Here is a 19,933-nt window from a genome sequence, read left to right as displayed (position 1 = left end):
TTTATATGAATCTACAAGAAAATGCTAACATCTGCACTTATAAAAAGTTTCACTTTTATGCCACATCAATTGTTGCCACCACAGCTGTCGCAGACACCAAAGTTTGGTAAACCACACAATACCTCTCGGTTAATTTTAGCAGCGTTTCTATCCTTTCTTTACTTTCGGAAGTGTTCAGTTGAAAATTTAAACGTACATTTTTAAAACCAACTTTCGTGTCTTTATCAACACCAAGGGTTCCTCGAAAATCCAAATCGCCTTCTGCCTTTACAATACCTCCTTCAAAGTCGAACTCTATAGCTGTAGCAACAGCACTAAGGGTAACGCCAGCACAGGCTACCAACGCTTCAAGCAGTAAATCCCCCGAACATGCCTGCAGTCCTGTTCCTCCCGTAGCAGGATGAAGCCCTGCCTCCACTATAGCTTTCCCGGTATCTACTTTACATGAAATCCCCTCCCCAATTTGACCACTGGCTTCCAAAGTTATTAATGCTGAACCAGAATCGTTACGGTATTTTTCTTTTAAAGGGGCCTGTATCTTTTTTAGTTCGTTGGCTTTCATTAGTGTTCACGGTTTAAATTATTGCAAATCTAAGATAGGAAAAGAGCGCGAATTTTTCATTATTCATACCGCTTTCCTGTAAACGTTATTTATTTCACAATTTCTACCATAATTTTGATTCCCTTAGACCTTTCAAAGGTTATTTTAATAAAATTTTAGTAAAATTGTACTTTTCTTAATCTAAACTAAATAAGTCAAAAACAATAACTAATGAGTAATTATCACATAAAACATTTAGAGGAGTACTATCAAGTTTACAGAAAATCGGTAAGAGAACCAGAAAATTTTTGGGAAGAAGTAGCCGAAGAACATTTTATGTGGCATAAAAAATGGGACAAGGTCTTAAATTGGGATTTCTCAAAGCCAGAAATTAAATGGTTTGAAGGTGCCCAATTAAACATTACGGAAAACTGTATAGACAGGCACCTCCCTACTCGAGGCAATAAAACCGCCATTTTATTTGAACCAAACGCCCCTAATGAACCGGCCGAACATATTACATACAACCAATTGCACGAACGGGTTAACAAGTTTGCCAATGTGTTAAAAAGCCAAGGCGTACAGAAAGGCGATAGGATATGCATTTATTTACCTATGATTCCTGAGCTGGCCGTAGCTGTTTTAGCCTGTGCACGTATAGGCGCCATACATTCTGTTGTCTTTGCCGGGTTCTCATCAACCGCATTATCGACAAGAATTAATGATTGTGACTGCAAGATGGTCATTACCAGTGACGGTTCTTACAGAGGTGCAAAAACCATAAACCTAAAAGGGATTGTTGATGAAGCTTTAGAAAGCTGCCCTAATGTAAAAACGGTATTGGTAGCCAAACGCATCCATTCAGATATCGACATGAAAGCAGGTAGGGACCAATGGCTACAGCCTCTATTAGATGAAGCGTCTGCCGATTGCAAGGCTGAAATCATGAATGCCGAAGACCCCTTATTCATTTTATATACTTCTGGATCTACAGGAAAGCCTAAAGGGATGGTCCATACCACAGCAGGTTACATGGTATATACCGCATATACGTTCAAAAACATTTTTCAGTATAGAGAAGACGATGTGTACTGGTGCACAGCGGATATAGGTTGGATTACCGGACACAGTTACATCGTCTATGGCCCATTGGCCAACGGCGCTACTTCCGTTATGTTTGAAGGTGTTCCTAGCTATCCCGATTTTGGACGGTTCTGGGAAATTGTAGAAAAACATAAAGTCAATCAGTTTTACACAGCACCAACAGCTATACGTGCTTTAGCAAAACAGGGCACTGAATTGGTTGACAAGTACGACCTATCATCAATAAAAGTATTAGGCTCTGTAGGCGAACCTATTAATGAAGAAGCTTGGCACTGGTACAACGATAATGTTGGCAAAAAGCAAAGCCCAATAGTAGACACCTGGTGGCAAACCGAAACTGGAGGTATCATGGTTAGTCCAATACCATTTGTAACACCAACAAAACCAACTTATGCCACTTTGCCTTTTATTGGCATACAACCCGCATTAATGGATGAAAATGGCGATGAGCTTAAAGGCAACCAAGTAAACGGTAGATTATGCATTAAGTTCCCATGGCCGAGTATAGCCAGAACCATTTGGGGCGATCACCAACGTTATAAAGACACTTATTTTTCGGCATTTGAAAATAAATATTTCACTGGAGACGGTGCCCTAAGGGACGAAGTAGGCTACTATAGAATTACCGGTCGTGTCGATGATGTTATTATAGTTTCTGGTCACAATTTAGGTACAGCTCCTATCGAAGATGCCATTAACGAGCACCCAGCAGTAGCCGAATCGGCCATCGTTGGCTTCCCTCACGATGTAAAAGGCAATGCACTCTATGGTTATGTTATTTTAAAGGATGTTGGAGAAACCAGGGACCAAAACAACCTAAGAAAAGAGATCAACCAAATTATCACCGAACATATAGGCCCTATTGCCAAACTGGACAAAATTCAATTTACCGAAGGCTTGCCAAAAACACGTTCAGGAAAAATCATGAGACGTATTTTACGTAAAATTGCCCATAACGACACCAGCAATTTAGGCGATACAAGCACTTTGCTTAATCCAGAAATTGTAGAAAGCATTATTGAAGGTGCTAAAGAGCTATAAAATTTAATCTTACTTTTAAATGAAAGTTTACCCTATTCAGATTTTGGATAGGGTATTTTTTTGCATGCCAAACAGTTACGACATGTTCCTTTTCTAAAGAAATTTTATGTTAAGAACTGGCTTTTTTTTCGACTACAAGCATTAGATTCATATCTTTATTGAAAAACAAAATCTAATGCAAAAGACATACTACGACCCTGCTGATTTAAGGAAATTTGGAAACATTACGGAATGGGATGAAGAACTTGGCAACAAGTTTTTTGAATATTACAACAAAGTATTTGAAGAAGGCGCCCTCACCGCTCGCGAAAAAGCTTTAATCGCACTAGCTGTATCCCATACCGAACAATGCCCTTACTGCATCGATGCTTATACTAAAGACACCCTGCAGCGTGGTGTTACCAAAGAAGAAATGATGGAAGCCATTCACGTTGGTGCGGCCATTAAAAGTGGCGCCACCTTAGTACATGGGGTACAAATGATGAATAAGGTTAATAAGCTGGACATGTAAGTTTCAAAATTTTAAACGTCTTATTAATGATTACTTACATCTCAAATTAATATTCAAAAATTGATTACAACTTCTTTACATAAACGACACAGCGAATTGGCCAATAGCAAAAGGCAGTTGGAAATTTTATCCAACAGTATATTCCAAAATGGTGAATTACCCACCTTTAAATCTAAAATTTCTGAAACAGGGCAGTTTCCACTTAAAGCCAAAAAGCTTGAAATCCTCCAAATTAATGTGGGGTATATGTGCAACCAGGTTTGCGAACATTGCCATGTAGATGCAGGCCCAGACCGAAAGGAAATCATGACAAGGGACACCATGCAACAATGCCTAGAGGTGATAAAAAATACTGGAGCACATACTTTGGATTTAACTGGTGGTGCCCCAGAAATGAATCCCGATTTCCGTTGGTTTGTAGAAGAAGCAGCCAAAGCAGGCATCAAAGATTTTATCGTGCGTTCCAACCTAACCATAATGTTAGCCAATAAAAAGTATCATGACCTACCTGAATTTTTCAAAAGACACAACATTCACGTGATAAGCTCCATGCCACATTGGACCAAAGGCAAAACCGATAAACAACGAGGCAATGGTGTTTTTGACACCTCTATTGAAGCGTTAAAAATGCTAAACAACATAGGCTATGGCAAACCAGAAAGCATTTTAAGATTAGATTTGGTCTATAATCCGTCTGGTGCTTTTTTACCAGCAGACCAAAGTGCAATGGAAAAAGATTTTAAAAAAGCTCTCTTAGACGATTTTGGCATTCATTTTCATAACTTGTTTGCCATCACCAACCTACCCATAAGTAGGTTTTTAGATTATTTGATTGCCTCAGAAAATTACGAAGATTATATGTACCAATTGGTAGACGCCTTTAATCCTGTTGCTGTACAAAATGTAATGTGCACCAATACGCTATCGGTAAGCTGGGATGGTTACCTATTCGATTGTGATTTTAATCAAATGCTTGGATTACCTATAAACAGTAAAGCAAAACATATTTCAGAATACAACGAAACACTTCTTGAAGGCAGAACCATTGCGATTTCCCAACATTGTTATGGCTGTACAGCAGGTGCAGGAAGTAGTTGTCAAGGCTCTGTAGCTTAATTAGTATTTTTATGCAAATGAACCTTAATCGTTTTCATATTATATTGCTTTTCAACACAACAAGATATCTCATTATACTTGGGGTACTATTAACACCTTTTAAATTCTACCCCCAAGAGACACTTTCAGAATTATTACAGACGTTTAACGATAGGAGCATACCATATATTACCGTTCAAGAATTAGCCATGCCTAAAACAAAAGCAGTAATACTTGATGCTAGGGAAGCTAAAGAATTTCAAGTGAGCCATATAAAGGATGCCATTCATGTAGGTTATGATTTATTTAACCTTGATTCCTTACAACTAAAACTACCCGATAAAAAATCAAACATTGTGGTATATTGCTCATTGGGAATTCGGTCTGAAGATATTGCAGAACAACTTAAAAAAGTGGGCTACACAAACGTTGAAAACCTATATGGTGGTATTTTTGAATGGAAAAACAATAATTTCCCAGTTTATAATACAAAAGAAAAAGAAACCGATAGCATACACATCTTTTCACAAGAATGGAGTAAATGGCTAACCAAAGGTACAAAAGTTTATGACTAAAGATTTACTTATCGTCTTTGTAAAAAACCTAAAATTAGGCAAGGTAAAGACCCGACTTGCAAAAACCATTGGCGACCAAGCTGCCTTTGAAGTTTATGCCGAGTTGGTTAAACTAACTGAACGAGCAACCCAAACCCTAGCAATAGACAAGCGTATTTATTTTTCTGACGCCATTATTAAAACCCAATGGAAAAATGAGTTTAAAGCCATTCAACAAGGAAAAGATTTAGGCGAGCGTATGCTAAATGCCTTTAAAAAAGGGTTTGAAGAGGGTTATGAGCGCATTGTATTAATTGGCTCCGATTTGCCCGATATAAGTGAAACCCACATAAAGAACGCCTTTGCTGCATTACAGGAAGTCAATGTTACTTTTGGCCCAGCAGAAGATGGTGGTTATTATTTGGTTGGACTTTCAGAATTACACCCCAACGTTTTTATTGACAAACCTTGGAGCACATCCCATTTATTAGACGACACCCTTTTGGAGTTAAAGCGAAATAACATAGCTTACAAACTACTTGAACCCCTAAATGACATAGACACTTTTGAAGATTTAAAGGCTTCAAAATTTTATAAATCAAACTTAAAATTACAAGAAAAAATAAAACAACTACATGATTAAGCACATCGAAGAAACTGCAGATTACCTCAAAGAAAAAGGCTTTGAAAATCCAGAGGTCGGCATTATTTTAGGTACAGGTTTAGGCCAGCTTATTAATGAAATAAGCATTATTAAAGAAATAAGTTATAATCATATCCCCAACTTTCCCACTGCAACGGTAGAGTTCCATAAAGGCAAGCTCATTTTTGGTGAATTAGTAGGCAAAAAAGTGGTGGTCATGCAGGGACGCTTTCATCTGTATGAAGGCTATACACTGCAAGACATTACCTTTCCGGTTCGCATTATGGAAAATTTAGGCATCAAAACCTTATTGGTATCCAATGCTGCTGGGGCCATAAACCTAAATTACAAAAAAGGGGAGCTCATGCTTATTGAAGACCATATCAACCTTCAGGGCAGTTCTCCCTTAGCGTTTAAAAGCGTAGACCTACTGGGCGAACGCTTTGCTGACATGAGCGCTCCTTACGACACACAGATTAATAAAACATTCAAAACTATCGCCAAAACCCATAACATAATATTACACGAAGGGGTTTATGCAAGTGTGGTTGGTCCGCAATTGGAAACCAGAGCCGAGTATCGTATGCTAAAATTAATTGGTGCCGATGCAGTTGGCATGAGTACCGTTCCAGAAATTATTGTGGCCAATCACTTAAATTTAAAAGCAGCAGCGGTATCAGTTTTAACAGATGAGTGTGATCCAGACAACCTTGCACCCATAGATATAGCTGAAATTATTGCCATGGCCGCTAAAGCCGAGCCCAATATGGTAATTTTGTTTAAAGAACTAATTAAGACATTATAACCAGGTTTTTATCAATTTTGGAACAAAGAAAAACAGCTTTTAAAAGTTAGTAACACACACATTTTTCTAGTTTAAAAATAACTCCCAAGCTATGTTGCCAATGTCTCGTAAGATACGATTCAAAAGTATGCTTATATGCTGTTTCAATATTAACACCTATATTTTTTGAAATCCAATATTTAACACCTAAAACACCATTTAATGTACCTGCGCCCACCAAATCATCAATCCCATTGGCATTTGAATTATAAGGACCTTCTTCAATCCAAGTGTAACCTAAACCTATACCAATAAAAGGTTCGAATTTCTCTGAATGAAAAATATTTTTAAGATTTTTATTTAGCATGGCATCAAGCCCAAGGTAATTAAGGCGATCTACTTCTGCCCTAGATTGTCCCGGCAATTCGCCCCATTTCGATATCTTATTAAAAGTAGCCCTCACACTTAAAAAAACAGCTTCATTGATATATCTTGCAACTTTAACCGTTGGAATACCAAAATTCCAATGGTCTGTTGCATTAAAAAACTCTTCAAAATATGCGCCTTGTGGCGAATCCTTCCCAACTGGATAAACATCTACAGCATTGATACCTGCTTCAAATACCCAAGAACTATCATTTTTGATATTTTGAGCAAATACAGAACTTCCTATTAAAATTGAACATAAACTCACAAAAACCTTTCTCATACTTTTTCGGTTAAATATTAATAAATTTGGGGGTAATCAAAATTTTAAATTGTTGGTTTTCTTAACGAACCGCAATAAATCTTATTGTTTTTTATTTAATCTATCCGATGAATGGCATTAAAAAACCAACTTTACCTTTTATCTACGGATCTTCTTCCTAAAAAGATTTTTTCAAATATAAGTTTGATAACTTTCTAGAAAATATAACTTTTAAACATGTTATTTTTATTATTTTAAAACGACCTAGTGAGAACAAAAAAATAATGGAAACTATATGAACTACCTAGAAACGACGCATAACCTATACAAAGAAGCCGCTTTAACCCCAGATATAGGCTTATGCTGCACCACCAACCCCATTTGGGAATTGCCCGGATTAAAAATCCCTAAAATCATGCAAGAGATGAACTATGGTTGTGGCTCTACAGTCCATCCCCGCGATTTATCCAACAATCCTAAAATTCTTTACGTAGGTGTAGGTGGCGGTATGGAACTGCTACAGTTTTCCTATTTCTCACGCCAAAAAAACGGTGTTATTGGTGTTGATATTGTTGATGAAATGCTAGAGGCCTCCCGAAAAAACTTTAAAGAATCCGAAATTTTAAATCCTTGGTTTAAAAGTGAATTTGTTGACCTTAGAAAAGGAGATGCCCTTAGCCTTCCTGTTGAAGACAATAGCATTGATGTTGCTGCTCAAAACTGCCTGTTTAACATTTTTAAGGCCGACGATTTAAAACAGGCCATTGCCGAAATGTATCGCGTCTTAAAACCTTATGGCCGATTGGTAATGAGCGACCCTACCTGCGAACAACCTATGAACGACGCCTTACGCAACGACGACCGTTTGCGCGCTCTGTGCCTAAGTGGTAGCTTACCCATAAAAGACTATGTAAAGATGCTAACCGATGCCGGTTTTGGCACCATTGAAATTAGAGCAAGAAAGCCATATCGCATCTTAGATCCTAAAAACTATCCTACCAACGAATTGATTTATATAGAATCCATTGAAGTGGCGGCCATTAAAGATCCTATGCCTGAAGATGGCCCCTGTGTATTTACAGGTAAAGCCGCCATCTATTTTGGCGAAAACGACTATTTTGATGATAAAAAAGGACATGTCCTTTTAAAAAATCAGCCATTGGCGATATGTGATAAAACAGCTAATGTGCTGGCCTCTTTAAACAGAGACGATATTTTTATTAGCGAATCTACGTTTCATTACGATGGCGGCGGGTGTTGCTAGCTTAAAATAAACAACACAACAAATGAAAATTTCAAACATACTTATCATTATTTTACCTTTAATGGGCAACCCTATTTTTCAGGGTTCACTGGATAAAGAGATAGTGCTTCCAAGAAACGCAACTATTAATCAATACAACCAAACCAAACCTAGCCATGAGCTTTGGGACAAACTTCTAAAAGAGCATGTTTCAAATAGTGGTCATGTTGACTATAAAGGTTTCCTTTCGAATAAAAAAGCACTTAAAGGCTACATCAGCTATCTAAACGACAACCTCCCCAAAACCTCTTGGACAAAGCAAGAAAAACTCGCTTTTTGGATTAATGCCTATAATGCCATGACCATTGATTTAATCCTTCGGCATTACCCCGTAAAAAGTATTAAGGACATTAAAGACCCTTGGAAACAAAAACTTTGGAAACTGGGAGATAAACGATACAATTTAGATGAGATAGAACATCAAATACTAAGAAAAATGGAAGAGCCACGCATTCATTTTGCCATTGTTTGCGCGTCGTATTCCTGTCCTAAATTACAGAACGAAGCCTTTACCGCTTCAACATTAGACGCACAATTAACCAATGCCACCAAAGAATTTTTAAGTGATCCCGAAAGAAATTCTATTTCAGAAAACCATTTGGAACTTTCAAAAATCTTTCAATGGTTTGCCAACGATTTTAAACAAACTGGAAGTTTAATTGATTTTTTAAACCAATATTCAGAAATTAGCATTTCAGAAAAAGCCAAAATAAAATATAAAGATTATAATTGGGCGTTAAATGAATAAATATCATGCAGCATCACATTTCAATTATAATTCCTGTTTTAAATGAAAAAACACATATTGGCAAATTACTAGAGTATTTACAGGAGGTTTCTTCAAAAAAAAACATCGCAGAAATAATTGTTGTTGATGGCGGCAGTACCGATGGTTCCATTCATATTATTTCAAAATTTAAGAACATCACACTTATCCATTCGGACCAAGGAAGAGCCAAACAAATGAATGTAGGTGCAAAAAAGGCCACAGGTTCGATTCTTTATTTTTTACATGCCGATTCCTTTCCTCCCAAACAATTTGACGCACTAATTATTAATGAAACACAACAGGGTAACGAAGCAGGATGCTTTAGAATGCAATTCGATAGCGACCACTGGTGGCTAAAACTAGCCGGCTGGTTTACCAAATTTAATTGGAAAGCCTGCAGAGGGGGCGACCAAAGCCTGTTTATAACAAAAACGCTTTTCGATACCATTGGCGGATACGACGAACGCTATACCATTTATGAAGACAATATTTTAATCAACGAACTATACGCAAGAAAACAGTTTGTGGTAATCAACAAAAAACTGAAATCTTCGGCCAGAATGTACAGAAAACACGGTGTTTGGAAATTACAGTACTACTACTGGAGCATTTACATTAAACGCTGGCTAGGCGCAGATGCCGACACCCTTTACTATTACTACAAAAAAAAGGTTTGCTAGGTTATACCATTTCTCATTTAAAATAACCGTAATAAAACGCACTTTTTTCCTTTCTATTTCAGAATAAAATAAAACCGTAGCTAAGGCTATGCTAAAATTTTCTTCTTCATATAAAGAAAAAAATCATCATTTTCTTTAACGGTATTTTTAAACAAGAACTGGTATTATCCTTTGTTCCTGCCCTTTTCATTGGGGTATAAACTGGGCAAATCATCACTCTGGACAAAAGCTTTGGTATTCACATCCATAGCCGTTAATTTTCCGGTAAAAGCAGCCCCCGTATCAATATTCCAAACATTTGCCGCATGCATGGGTTCCGTCACATCATAATTAATGGTAGGCGTATGGCCAATATAAATTTCGGCATAGTGCTTTAATCGGTTTGGGTATAATTCTGAATCTTTTTCCATACGCTTATCCATTGTTAAGACCATTTCCCAAAGGGTTCTATCAAAATAGAAAACCGCTTGGAACACCTCCTTTTCCACGCCATGCATCGAAGTGAATCCAGCATGCAAAAATAAACGGTTAGCGTTATCGATATGATACAATTTCATGCTTTCAAAAAACGCTAAATGTACCTTCTTTTGATCTTCAGAAAACGGCTCATAACTCTCCATAGTCTCTTTGCCACCATGCATATACCAGACAGGTGATACAGTTCCATCTCGCAGCCAGTCTTCACACCAAACATCATGGTTGCCCTTTATAAAAACGCAAGTTATCTTTTGTGATAGTTCCATTAAGAACTGAACTACTTGGGCCGATTCACTCCAACCATCCACATAATCACCCATAAAAATTAAGGCATCCCCATCTTTAATTTCTAACTTATTCAACAATTGAATTAAAGCTTTCAATCCCCCATGAATATCACCAATGGCAAAAGTTCGCATATGTCTTTTCTTTTTTGCAAATCTAAAAAAGCCCCATCAAATTTCAATAATCTAACAGATATAAAAACCCTTCCGTCCTTCGGACACCTTCCCTTTTTAAGGGAAGGAGTTGCGTTTACGAATTTATTTTAATTCTCCTCCTTTACAAGGAGGAGTGGCTTCGGTTTCATACCAGAAACCGAAGACGAGGTGGTATTAATTGTTTAGTGATGCTCCTATAAAAACTTGCTAAAAATACTGACCAATACCAAAAACCAATCCTTGGGTTGCTCCTTTAGTGACCCCATAACCATAATCGATTCTAAAAATAGCATTATATATCTTTTTATGGATTAACCGAAACCCTATACCAGGATACACTTTTATGTTATCCGATTTACTAAAATCACCAAAATCACCACCCGGATTTCGCCAGGTCCCTGCATCCACAAATGCATTGCTCTGTAAAACAAACCAATGCTTTTCAATTAAAGTATAACGAAACTCGGTATTTAACACAATAACACCCGTTCCCCTATCTATGGTATTGCCCACCCCTCTTATGTTTACGTTATTATCCACCGAAAAAGGCGCAAAAGGTGTTTCGGCATTAGACGATAGTCCCAATCGTACCCTATTGGCCCAATTCCCCCTTTGCCCTAAACGTTTGAAAAGAAAAAAATCGTTCCACCCAATAAAGAAGTCAGGCAACATATCGCTTGTAGAAGTGACATACTGAAAATTAAACTGACTTTTAAATCCGGATACATACTGGTAGTAATAGTCTAAATTATTGTATTCGTAAATCAATTTGGCCAACCATTTGTGTACATTCAATTCCTGGGGCACATTAGGATTTGTTGCTCCAAATTGGTATTGGTAGTCCTCAACAAAATAATTGACGCCCAGCTCAACTCTATTGCTAAAATTAAATTCGTACAGCCCTAGAAGTTCAGCCGATTTATTGTTGTACTTATAATCTGCCGTGGTATCATCAAAAAACACAGGCTCTAAAGTGGTTAGGCTCTGCAAATTAACCGCAAGCCCTAATGTATTGGTAAACAAGTAAGGCGCTCTTAGGTTTAACGCATAGCTACTATAATTATCTTTTTGGTAAAAGCCTCCAAAAATAATACTCCTTCCCAAAGTATTAAATTCATAAAGCCCTAAACGAAAAGCAAATTCATCATTATTCGTTGTATATATATTTAATGAAGGGATAAGCGTAAAGTTCTCTTCAATATGATAAAACACATTATAAGTATTATCTTCTGAATGGAATACTTGGTAATACGCATGTGAAACCGATGGTAAACGTTTCAGCCTAATAATATCCTGTTCAATAACCGAAGAGTCCAAAACCGCTCCCGCTTTTATTGAAGAAATCTTTTTTACAAAAGCCGTTTTTAATTTTTCATTACCTTGAATTTTTAAATCGGCAACGGTATTGCTCTGTGAAAACGAATGCCATGAAAGTCCTATAAACAACAGTAAAATACACCTCATTTTTTATAATACTGTTTTATAATCTGTTCGACAGGTTTATTTTGGGGGGTAAACATCGTATTGTTTTCGCCTCCTACATGGTTATGGTTAACAAACCATTTCCAAACAAAGCCTCCGACAAACCACTCTTCTTCCCAAAACATTTCAAATAATGCCTTGGTGGTATTGTTCTGCGCCTCGAGATTTACCAATCCTTTTTGCCTATCGCTTTCCCAAGGTACTTTCCCCGAATAATCTACACTCCTATAACCAAACTCAGTAAACAATACAGATTTATTATATTCCCTCGAAAGGTTTTGGATACTTGGTTTATGTTTCTCCCACCCTACCAAGCACTCCTCTACCGTTGGGGTTTTACTATGGCTTACTGGAAAATAAGCATCAATACCAATAAAATCCAGTTTATCCCAAAATGGCGTATGCTCAAACTCATTCCAATTGGCCGCATAAGTCAACTTACCTTTATAAATCTTTCTGACCTCAAGAATTAAATCATTCCAATAATCAGGTCTATTTTCAACAAAAGATTCTAGCTCTGTCCCTATACAAAACAATTCAACTTGCAGCTCTTGAGCCAATGCCGCATATTCCAAAATGAATTTAGCATACGATGTTTCAAGGGTTTTCCAATCGGCTTCAGTTTGCATTTTAATATGCCCGGTAAATTCACCATGCCACACCCAAATTTGGGGCTTTATCATCAATTGAATGTTTGCTTCCCTAAAAGTTTCAACATACTGCCTAACACCTTCCTTTCGCTCGCCAAACCATTGGCGTTCGCTATTAAAAGACAGTTCAGGATGTTCAAGATTCCTTATAAAACCAAAAGGCATTATGGCTGCATAATTAGCATGAACATTAATTACGGGATGGATATGCGATACATCTATAGCGTCATTCGATGCCACAAAACTCACACCATTAATTTTTTGGGAGGGTTGACCAGTGCAAGATTGGTTTAGAACGCATATAAAAACAATTAGGCCTTTAAGTATTTTCATTAAAACAACATTGAAACACCTAATTTACTATTTATCATTAAAATAAAGCACGTAACCCTATATTAAATGATTGTCCTAAGCCAGTATCATTCCCTCTAATAAAATTACTATACAATATTTCCAGGTTTAACACGCGTGTTAATTGGTACTTTGTTCCAGCTCCAATAGCCGTATAATCTTGTTTAAAATCGCCATAACGCTGTTGGTGTTGTAAAAACCCTAAGACCGTAAACTCTTGGTTAGGAAAATAACTCAAAAACACTCCTGGCACCAAAACAAAAGTCTTATTAGCGAAACTGTTTTCATCTCCAAAGTTATATTCGGTATTTAACTCGGTAAACAATTGCCAACCGCCATCTGGAAATGTATAATCGTAAAAAAATCGGTTTTGGAACGTATAAGCGGTCTGATCTAAATACACGCCATTCTCGGTCTCATTATCAATTAAAGGAATATGAAATGCGGTTTGTATCGTAAAATTACCTACATCTTTTACGGGGTTAAACTTTATGGCTGGAGCAAACGATGTCAAGCCACTTCTTGCTGTTTGCGGATTGCCGTCAAATTGAAACACATCCAAAGAACCACGCCCTGCAATGGTATTGGATCTTACTTCTACCAATAGGCCTACATTTAACCTATTGCTATTGGAAACGCCCGTAAAAATATCAATGCTCGAGGTGAAAAATGTTTTTCTTGGTATATCAGTTTTGCTATCACCATTAGTCGCCATGGTTTCGGTATAAAGATTATTAAACCATTTAACATCCCATTGCCCTTTACTTAATAACTTAGATGGTGTATAGGTTTGTATATTGCTCTTTGGTTCATCTTGATCGTCCTGGGAAAAGCCATTAAATGTTATTAAAGCAAAAGCTAAAATGAATATGTTTTTTTTCATTCGTTTAAATATTAGTTAATTATTTGATTCTATTTTTTAATTATAATGTTTAATAATTGCCTTTTCAATAGTCTTACACCACTTCAATCGGACACAGTAACCAACTATATAAGCCTTGCATTTAAACATTACATTCATAAAACCTTCCTCTTGTTTATGTTTCATATTGGCCTTAACCATTACAAAGTAACCTAACCTAGGTCGTACTAAATGTTAGCTAACTTACATTTCAAGATTAAAACAATTAAAATTTACCCATCAAGTTAAGTTTTTATCTCTAACTTCGACATAATACAACATAATCAAAAAAATTATGGAAGACATTGTTATTATTGGAAATGGTATATCTGGTGTTACAGCAGCCCGACACATAAGAAAACTTTCCGACCTGTCTGCCGGCAATACAGGTAAAAAAATCACCCTCATTTCTGCTGAAACCGATTATTTTTTCTCCCGTACAGCAATTATGTATGTATACATGGGACACATGACATTTGAACACACACAACCCTATGAAAACTGGTTTTGGCAAAAAAACAATATCAACCTAAAAAATGGTTATGTAACAACAGTTGACACAAAAAACAAAATGCTTTATTTGGCTGATGGAGACACCATGAAATACGATAAACTAATTATCGCTACAGGCAGTAAACCTAATAAATTTGGATGGCCAGGGCAGGATTTAAAAGGCGTTATGGGCATGTACCATAAACAGGATTTAGAAAACCTGGAAACACATGCTCCCAATAATAAGGCTTGTAAAAGAGCTGTAATTGTTGGAGGGGGATTAATTGGTATTGAGCTAGCTGAAATGTTAAACAGCAGAAACATTCCCGTTACATTTTTAGTTAGGGAAGATAGTTTCTGGAACAATATACTCCCCGAAGGCGAAAGCGCCATGATTAATAGACACATTATAAACCATCATATTGATTTACGTTTAGGCGTTAACTTAAAGGAGATAAAAGCCGATGTTAATGGACAGGTAAAGTCTGTAGTAATCCAAGAAACAGGAGAAGAGATACCCTGTGATGTTGTTGGCTTAACGGCTGGGGTGTCCCCGAATATCGATTTTCTTAAAGACACAGGAATTAATTTAGGTCGTGGTGTAAAAGTGAATCGGTTTTTAGAAACCAACATCCCAGATATCTATGCGATTGGCGATTGTGCCGAACAAGAAGAACCCAATGAAAACCGTCGCCCCATAGAAGCCGTTTGGTACACTGGTAGAATGATGGGCGAAACCATTGCCCAAACCATTTGTGGTAACCGTATTGCCTACAACCCGGGACATTGGTTTAATAGCGCTAAATTTTTCGACATAGAATACCAAACGTATGGCTGGGTATTCCCAACCCCCAAAGCGGATCACGCCCACTTTCATTGGAAACATCCCGATGACACCAAATGCATCACCATAGAATACGACACCATTACCAACATTTTCAAAGGTATTAACACCTTTGGCATTCGTTTACGACATGAAGTTTTTGATAGATGGCTAACCGAAGAAAGAAGTGTTGACTATGTCATACAAAACCTGGCCGAAGCTAATTTCGAACCAGAGTTTTACAAAACCTATGAAACTGAAATTTTAGAAGTATTTACAACTTATACCCCAGACCTCACAGGTTTTTAAAACCTGTGAGGTCTCTTAAGACTCATAAAACAACATCACAATATGGAATCCATTCAACAGAATATGTCACTAACCGGAGACACTTCCAATCACCTAAACCCTTTACAAAAAATAGGCACGGCCATTGGTTTGTTTGGGCTAGCTATACTTACTTTTTCATTGATTAATACATTTAATAATAAAATGCTGTGGCTCACCATAGCTTTAGCTTCTATCACTACAGGTGTTTTCATCTTCTCCAAAGGGCTGTATGCAAATCAAATAGAAGGCATAAAAAATAACGGTGTCTGGTTTAAAAGTATATCCAAACGTGGGTTTTGGGCATGGGTAACGGGAATAGTACTAACAGGTTTTTATATCGTCCTCTATTTCTATCCGCAGTATTTAGGATTAGGGTTAAATGGTACTAAAAGCACAGGGCTAATTGCATTATTCGATCCGTTAAGCCATTTGTTAAGTGGCAGGCCAGCTAGCCAATGGTTTGTTTATGGCACGCTTTATACCGTAGCCATTTTAATTTTTGGTTATAAGTTTTTATTAAAATACCGTCATAATCGCTACCAGCAATTACGAACGGTTTCTGTTATGTTTTTTCAATTGGGATTTGCTTTTTTAATCCCAGAGTTTATGGCACGATTAAACGAAAGCCCTAATTACAACCTGCCTTATTATGACCTTAAAAGCATATGGCCTCTAAATTATTACCTCTTTGATAGCTGGTCCATAAATGGGTTTTTGTCTTCAGGAACACTTGGACTGTCCCTTTTAATATTTGGGGTATTATCCATATTTGTTATATCACCCATATTAACCTATAAATATGGAAAACGATGGTACTGCTCTTGGGTTTGTGGCTGTGGGGCTTTAGCCGAAACTGCAGGAGATGCCTTTAGACAGTTATCTTCCAAAAAGCTATCGGCATGGAAAATTGAACGTTGGTTAATTCATACTGTTTTGGTTTTTTCGGTAATCATGACTACGGCTTTGGTGTACACCTACTTAGGTAGTGACCACTCAAAGTTTTGGTTAACACGTAGTGTATTTCTTTTAAGCGTTGGTCTCTTTTTAACTGTATTGTTCACAAGCGTTATGATTTTTAAACGTAACGAATTAGGTAAAGATGCCCGCTATGGTGCCATAGGCTATTTTGTTATTATTGCAGCGTTATTTATAATGCACTACACAGGAACAACAGACCATGTATTTTTAATAAAGTCCAGCAGTTTACGTGCTGCTTACGGCCTGTATATTGGCTCTATTTTTTCTGGTGTGGTTGGCACTGGATTTTATCCCATTTTAGGAAATCGTGTTTGGTGCCGATTTGGTTGCCCTATGGCAGCCATTTTAGGCTTTCAACAACGTATGTTCTCTAAATTTAGAATTACAACCAACGGTGGCCAATGTATTTCTTGTGGTAACTGCTCTACCTATTGCGAAATGGGCATAGACGTACGTGCTTACGCCCAAAAGGGTGAAAATATTGTACGTTCCAGTTGCGTTGGTTGCGGGATATGTGCTGCCGTTTGCCCCAGAGGGGTTTTAAAATTAGAAAACGACAGTATGGAAGGACGCATCAATACTAATGAAATCCTACTTGGCAACGATGTGGATTTAATGAATTTGGTGAACAGGAAATGATAAAAACCTTCTTAATTCATATAGTCTTCCTAGCAAGTTTTCCCATTGCTGCCCAAAAATTTTATCAAAAAAATTATTACCCCAATGGTAATATGAAAACTGAAGGCTGGATAGAAAACAATCAAAAACAAGATTATTGGAAATTTTATTACAGCAATGGAACGCTCAAAAAAGAAGGCCATTTTTTAAATAATGAGCCTGTAAAATATTGGCATTTCTACCGTAATGATGGCACCAAAAAATCTGAAGGCCATTTTATCAACGGTAAAAAAAATGCATGGTGGCTCTTTTATGATAATAGAGGAATACTAAACTACAAGTGCCAATTAAAAAATAATATAAAGCATGGCTATTGTTTAATATATAAAAACGAAAAATTAGTTTTGGCCCAAAAATATGTTACAGGCAAAAAAACAAAAGAATGGAACAGCTTAAAAGCCTTCAAAAAAGAAAATAACTTATTAGACCTTCAATAATGCGCATCAATGTTATTATACCTGCTTACAACGAGGCCGATTCGATAGCTCATGTCATTAACGATATCCCTAATGAAGTGGATGACATTATTGTGGTAAGCAACAATTCAACCGACAACACCGAAATGAACGCCGAAAAAGCAGGCGCTACCGTATTGACCGAAGACAGAAAAGGCTATGGCTATGCTTGCTTAAAGGGCATGGAATATATTTCAACCAAAACTAATAAACCCGATATTATTGTATTCCTTGATGGTGATTACAGTGATTACCCTGAAGGATTGTCCAAAATAGTAGCCCCTATTATTGAAAAAGACATCGATTTTGTAATAGGCGCCAGAGTTAAACGACTACGTGAACAAGGTTCTATGACTGTTCCTCAAATATTCGGTAATTGGCTTGCTACCACCCTAATGAAACTATTCTTTGGAGCAAAATTCACCGACCTTGGGCCATTTAGGGCCATTAAATACCAAAAACTACTTACATTAAACATGGAAGACAAGACTTATGGTTGGACTGTTGAGATGCAATTAAAGGCACTTAAACAAAACCTTTCATATGTTGAAATACCAGTAAATTACAGGAACAGAATTGGTCTCTCTAAAGTTTCGGGCACAGTAAAAGGTGCTATATTTGCAGGCCTAAAAATATTAGGTTGGATTTTTAAATACAGCTTTAAAACATGATACTAGAAACAACGGTAATTATTATATATTCCATTGCGCTTTTGCTTATATTCCTTTATGCCTTGGCGCAACTCAACTTGTTGTTTAATTACCTCTCTTCTAAAAAAACAGAAGACACCTGCGAAAAGTACAATCTTTCCAATCTGGATGAAACACCATACGTTACCATTCAATTACCGGTTTATAATGAAATGTACGTTATGGAGCGGCTTTTGGATAACATTTCTAAAATTGATTATCCAAAAGACAAACTTGAGATTCAGGTTCTCGACGATTCTACTGATGAAACGATTGAAAGTACCAAAGCCCATATAGAAAAGTTGCAGGCCACAGGTTTAGACATTCAACATATTACCCGAACCAATAGGGAAGGCTTTAAGGCAGGTGCTTTAAAGGAAGGCCTAGAAATTGCAAAAGGTGAGTTTATTGCGATTTTTGATTCTGATTTTTTACCTAAAAAAGACTGGTTAAAACGAACCATTCCTTATTTTAAGGATGATAAAATTGGCGTAGTACAAACCCGTTGGGGACACATTAACAGAAACTACTCCTTACTTACCAGAATCCAAGCCTTTGCCTTGGACGCCCATTTCACTTTGGAACAAGTAGGGCGAAACAGTAAAGGCCATTTTATAAATTTTAACGGTACGGCTGGCGTATGGAGAAAGTCCTGTATTATTGATGCAGGCAACTGGGAAGGCGACACCCTAACCGAAGATTTGGACTTAAGCTATCGGGCCCAACTTAAAAACTGGAAATTTAAATACCTCGAAGATGTACAAACTCCGGCAGAATTACCGATAGTTATTAGTGCTGCCCGTTCCCAACAGTTTAGATGGAATAAAGGTGGGGCAGAAAACTTCAGAAAAATGCTTTGGCGGGTGATAAAAAACCAAAACATTCCAGTAAAAACAAAAGTACATGGCTTACTTCACTTACTTAATAGTACCATGTTCTTAAATATACTCATTGTAGGTGTTTTAAGTATCCCAATGTTATATATAAAGAACGAATACGAACACCTAAAGTCTTATTTTTATGTAATGAGCTTTTTTGTATTAAGTACCATCATATTTTTTATTTGTTACTGGTTTATGTACAAAAATATTTATGGCAGTGGCATAAAAAACTTTATACGATATATAGGTCTGTTCTTTTTGTTTTTCTCTATAGCTATGGGCTTTTCACTTCATAATTCCATAGCGGTATTAGAAGGGCATTTAGGTAAGAAAAGTGAATTTGTGCGCACCCCAAAATTCAATATCAACAAGTTTAAAGACAACTGGAAAAGCAACAAATACATAAAAAAAAGCATATCGGCACACGTGGTTTTTGAAGGACTACTTATGCTTTACTTTGGTTTTGGCATGTATAGTGCCTTTATTGTAGGCAACCAAGGTGGTGATTTTGGTCTTTTCCCATTTCACCTGATGTTATTTTTAGGCTTTGGCTATGTGTTTTTTAAATCGATAACTTCAAAAGTTTAATTGCA

General features: G+C 36.9%; 20 protein-coding genes. 14 read left to right on the top strand and 6 right to left on the bottom strand.

Features of this window, described 5'->3' with window-relative positions:
• Positions 1 to 55: 55 nt before the first annotated feature.
• A complete protein-coding gene (locus MR062_RS01225; RefSeq protein WP_242202233.1) occupies positions 56 to 562 on the bottom strand; it encodes an OsmC family protein in 507 nt (168 codons plus the stop codon).
• 210 nt (positions 563 to 772) lie between these two features.
• Between MR062_RS01225 and acs the strand changes: the two genes are divergently transcribed.
• The 6 genes from acs (at position 773) to MR062_RS01195 (ending at position 6,294) form a co-directional block, all read left to right on the top strand.
• Positions 773 to 2,686: an acetate--CoA ligase gene (gene acs / locus MR062_RS01220; protein WP_242202232.1), complete on the top strand. Its 1,914-nt coding sequence runs from the start codon at positions 773 to 775 to the stop codon at positions 2,684 to 2,686.
• Between the two features lie 175 nt (positions 2,687 to 2,861).
• Entirely contained in the window at positions 2,862 to 3,197 is a 336-nt protein-coding gene (locus MR062_RS01215) for an arsenosugar biosynthesis-associated peroxidase-like protein (protein ID WP_242202231.1), read from the top strand.
• 60 nt (positions 3,198 to 3,257) lie between these two features.
• Positions 3,258 to 4,313, top strand: coding sequence for an arsenosugar biosynthesis radical SAM (seleno)protein ArsS (gene arsS, locus MR062_RS01210; RefSeq protein WP_242202230.1), 1,056 nt, complete (start codon positions 3,258 to 3,260; stop codon positions 4,311 to 4,313).
• Between the two features lie 11 nt (positions 4,314 to 4,324).
• Positions 4,325 to 4,867, top strand: a complete 543-nt coding sequence (locus tag MR062_RS01205) for a rhodanese-like domain-containing protein (RefSeq protein ID WP_242202229.1) — start codon at positions 4,325 to 4,327, stop codon at positions 4,865 to 4,867.
• Entirely contained in the window at positions 4,860 to 5,489 is a 630-nt protein-coding gene (locus MR062_RS01200; protein ID WP_242202228.1) for a TIGR04282 family arsenosugar biosynthesis glycosyltransferase, read from the top strand. Before MR062_RS01205 ends, MR062_RS01200 begins: the two co-directional genes overlap by 8 nt.
• Entirely contained in the window at positions 5,482 to 6,294 is an 813-nt protein-coding gene (locus MR062_RS01195; protein WP_242202227.1) for a purine-nucleoside phosphorylase, read from the top strand. The genes MR062_RS01200 and MR062_RS01195 overlap by 8 nt, the downstream gene beginning before the upstream one ends.
• A 46-nt stretch (positions 6,295 to 6,340) precedes the next feature.
• Here MR062_RS01195 and MR062_RS01190 read toward each other — a convergent pair whose 3' ends face one another.
• Positions 6,341 to 6,982: a hypothetical protein gene (locus MR062_RS01190; RefSeq protein WP_242202226.1), complete on the bottom strand. Its 642-nt coding sequence runs from the start codon at positions 6,980 to 6,982 to the stop codon at positions 6,341 to 6,343.
• 274 nt (positions 6,983 to 7,256) lie between these two features.
• Here MR062_RS01190 and arsM point away from each other — a divergent pair, with 274 nt between their 5' ends.
• The 3 genes from arsM to MR062_RS01175 are packed head-to-tail and all read left to right on the top strand — an operon-like array spanning position 7,257 to position 9,713.
• Positions 7,257 to 8,225: an arsenosugar biosynthesis arsenite methyltransferase ArsM gene (arsM, locus tag MR062_RS01185; protein ID WP_242202225.1), complete on the top strand. Its 969-nt coding sequence runs from the start codon at positions 7,257 to 7,259 to the stop codon at positions 8,223 to 8,225.
• Positions 8,226 to 8,247: 22 nt separating this feature from the next.
• Positions 8,248 to 9,012 (top strand): DUF547 domain-containing protein, encoded by a 765-nt coding sequence (locus tag MR062_RS01180; RefSeq protein WP_242202224.1) that lies wholly within the window; start codon positions 8,248 to 8,250, stop codon positions 9,010 to 9,012.
• Positions 9,013 to 9,017: 5 nt separating this feature from the next.
• Positions 9,018 to 9,713, top strand: a complete 696-nt coding sequence (locus MR062_RS01175) for a TIGR04283 family arsenosugar biosynthesis glycosyltransferase (RefSeq protein WP_242202223.1) — start codon at positions 9,018 to 9,020, stop codon at positions 9,711 to 9,713.
• Positions 9,714 to 9,877: 164 nt separating this feature from the next.
• On the opposite strand, the gene MR062_RS01170 is transcribed toward MR062_RS01175, so the two are convergent.
• The 4 genes from MR062_RS01170 to MR062_RS01155 form a co-directional block, all read right to left on the bottom strand.
• Positions 9,878 to 10,609, bottom strand: a complete 732-nt coding sequence (locus MR062_RS01170; RefSeq protein WP_242202222.1) for a metallophosphoesterase family protein — start codon at positions 10,607 to 10,609, stop codon at positions 9,878 to 9,880.
• A 228-nt stretch (positions 10,610 to 10,837) separates the two neighbouring features.
• Entirely contained in the window at positions 10,838 to 12,094 is a 1,257-nt protein-coding gene (locus MR062_RS01165; RefSeq protein WP_242202221.1) for a POTRA domain-containing protein, read from the bottom strand.
• A complete protein-coding gene (locus MR062_RS01160; RefSeq protein WP_242202220.1) occupies positions 12,091 to 13,095 on the bottom strand; it encodes a glycoside hydrolase family 113 in 1,005 nt (334 codons plus the stop codon). Before MR062_RS01160 ends, MR062_RS01165 begins: the two co-directional genes overlap by 4 nt.
• Before the next feature lie 37 nt (positions 13,096 to 13,132).
• Complete coding sequence (locus MR062_RS01155) at positions 13,133 to 13,996, bottom strand: hypothetical protein (protein ID WP_242202219.1); 864 nt, start codon at positions 13,994 to 13,996, stop codon at positions 13,133 to 13,135.
• A 313-nt stretch (positions 13,997 to 14,309) separates the two neighbouring features.
• Here MR062_RS01155 and MR062_RS01150 point away from each other — a divergent pair, with 313 nt between their 5' ends.
• From MR062_RS01150 to MR062_RS01130, 5 genes are all read left to right on the top strand, one after another.
• Positions 14,310 to 15,638, top strand: coding sequence for an NAD(P)/FAD-dependent oxidoreductase (locus MR062_RS01150; RefSeq protein WP_242202218.1), 1,329 nt, complete (start codon positions 14,310 to 14,312; stop codon positions 15,636 to 15,638).
• Between the two features lie 42 nt (positions 15,639 to 15,680).
• Complete coding sequence (locus tag MR062_RS01145; protein WP_242202217.1) at positions 15,681 to 17,276, top strand: 4Fe-4S binding protein; 1,596 nt, start codon at positions 15,681 to 15,683, stop codon at positions 17,274 to 17,276.
• A gap of 92 nt (positions 17,277 to 17,368) precedes the next feature.
• Positions 17,369 to 17,752 carry a toxin-antitoxin system YwqK family antitoxin gene (locus tag MR062_RS01140; RefSeq protein WP_242202216.1) on the top strand — a complete coding sequence of 128 codons (384 nt, stop codon included), beginning with the start codon at positions 17,369 to 17,371 and terminating at the stop codon, positions 17,750 to 17,752.
• Positions 17,749 to 18,441: a glycosyltransferase family 2 protein gene (locus tag MR062_RS01135; RefSeq protein ID WP_242202520.1), complete on the top strand. Its 693-nt coding sequence runs from the start codon at positions 17,749 to 17,751 to the stop codon at positions 18,439 to 18,441. The genes MR062_RS01140 and MR062_RS01135 overlap by 4 nt, the downstream gene beginning before the upstream one ends.
• The gene (locus MR062_RS01130; protein WP_242202215.1) at positions 18,438 to 19,928 is read left to right on the top strand and encodes a cellulose synthase family protein; all 1,491 of its coding nucleotides are present in this window, start codon (positions 18,438 to 18,440) and stop codon (positions 19,926 to 19,928) included. Before MR062_RS01135 ends, MR062_RS01130 begins: the two co-directional genes overlap by 4 nt.
• Positions 19,929 to 19,933: the final 5 nt, after the last annotated feature.

The organism is Aestuariivivens insulae, from assembly GCF_022662195.1.
GTDB classification, from domain to species: Bacteria; Bacteroidota; Bacteroidia; order Flavobacteriales; family Flavobacteriaceae; genus Aestuariivivens; species Aestuariivivens insulae.
This window is presented reverse-complemented; position numbering and strand designations above follow the sequence as displayed.

Coding starts and splice junctions, on each gene's coding strand:
- MR062_RS01225 (WP_242202233.1), bottom strand. CDS start 562: ATGAAAGCCAACGAACTAAAAAAGATACAGGCCCCTTTAAAAGAAAAA.
- acs (WP_242202232.1), top strand. CDS start 773: ATGAGTAATTATCACATAAAACATTTAGAGGAGTACTATCAAGTTTAC.
- MR062_RS01215 (WP_242202231.1), top strand. CDS start 2,862: ATGCAAAAGACATACTACGACCCTGCTGATTTAAGGAAATTTGGAAAC.
- MR062_RS01205 (WP_242202229.1), top strand. CDS start 4,325: ATGCAAATGAACCTTAATCGTTTTCATATTATATTGCTTTTCAACACA.
- MR062_RS01200 (WP_242202228.1), top strand. CDS start 4,860: ATGACTAAAGATTTACTTATCGTCTTTGTAAAAAACCTAAAATTAGGC.
- MR062_RS01195 (WP_242202227.1), top strand. CDS start 5,482: ATGATTAAGCACATCGAAGAAACTGCAGATTACCTCAAAGAAAAAGGC.
- MR062_RS01190 (WP_242202226.1), bottom strand. CDS start 6,982: ATGAGAAAGGTTTTTGTGAGTTTATGTTCAATTTTAATAGGAAGTTCT.
- arsM (WP_242202225.1), top strand. CDS start 7,257: ATGAACTACCTAGAAACGACGCATAACCTATACAAAGAAGCCGCTTTA.
- MR062_RS01180 (WP_242202224.1), top strand. CDS start 8,248: ATGAAAATTTCAAACATACTTATCATTATTTTACCTTTAATGGGCAAC.
- MR062_RS01175 (WP_242202223.1), top strand. CDS start 9,018: ATGCAGCATCACATTTCAATTATAATTCCTGTTTTAAATGAAAAAACA.
- MR062_RS01170 (WP_242202222.1), bottom strand. CDS start 10,609: ATGCGAACTTTTGCCATTGGTGATATTCATGGGGGATTGAAAGCTTTA.
- MR062_RS01165 (WP_242202221.1), bottom strand. CDS start 12,094: ATGAGGTGTATTTTACTGTTGTTTATAGGACTTTCATGGCATTCGTTT.
- MR062_RS01160 (WP_242202220.1), bottom strand. CDS start 13,095: ATGAAAATACTTAAAGGCCTAATTGTTTTTATATGCGTTCTAAACCAA.
- MR062_RS01155 (WP_242202219.1), bottom strand. CDS start 13,996: ATGAAAAAAAACATATTCATTTTAGCTTTTGCTTTAATAACATTTAAT.
- MR062_RS01150 (WP_242202218.1), top strand. CDS start 14,310: ATGGAAGACATTGTTATTATTGGAAATGGTATATCTGGTGTTACAGCA.
- MR062_RS01145 (WP_242202217.1), top strand. CDS start 15,681: ATGGAATCCATTCAACAGAATATGTCACTAACCGGAGACACTTCCAAT.
- MR062_RS01140 (WP_242202216.1), top strand. CDS start 17,369: ATGAAAACTGAAGGCTGGATAGAAAACAATCAAAAACAAGATTATTGG.
- MR062_RS01130 (WP_242202215.1), top strand. CDS start 18,438: ATGATACTAGAAACAACGGTAATTATTATATATTCCATTGCGCTTTTG.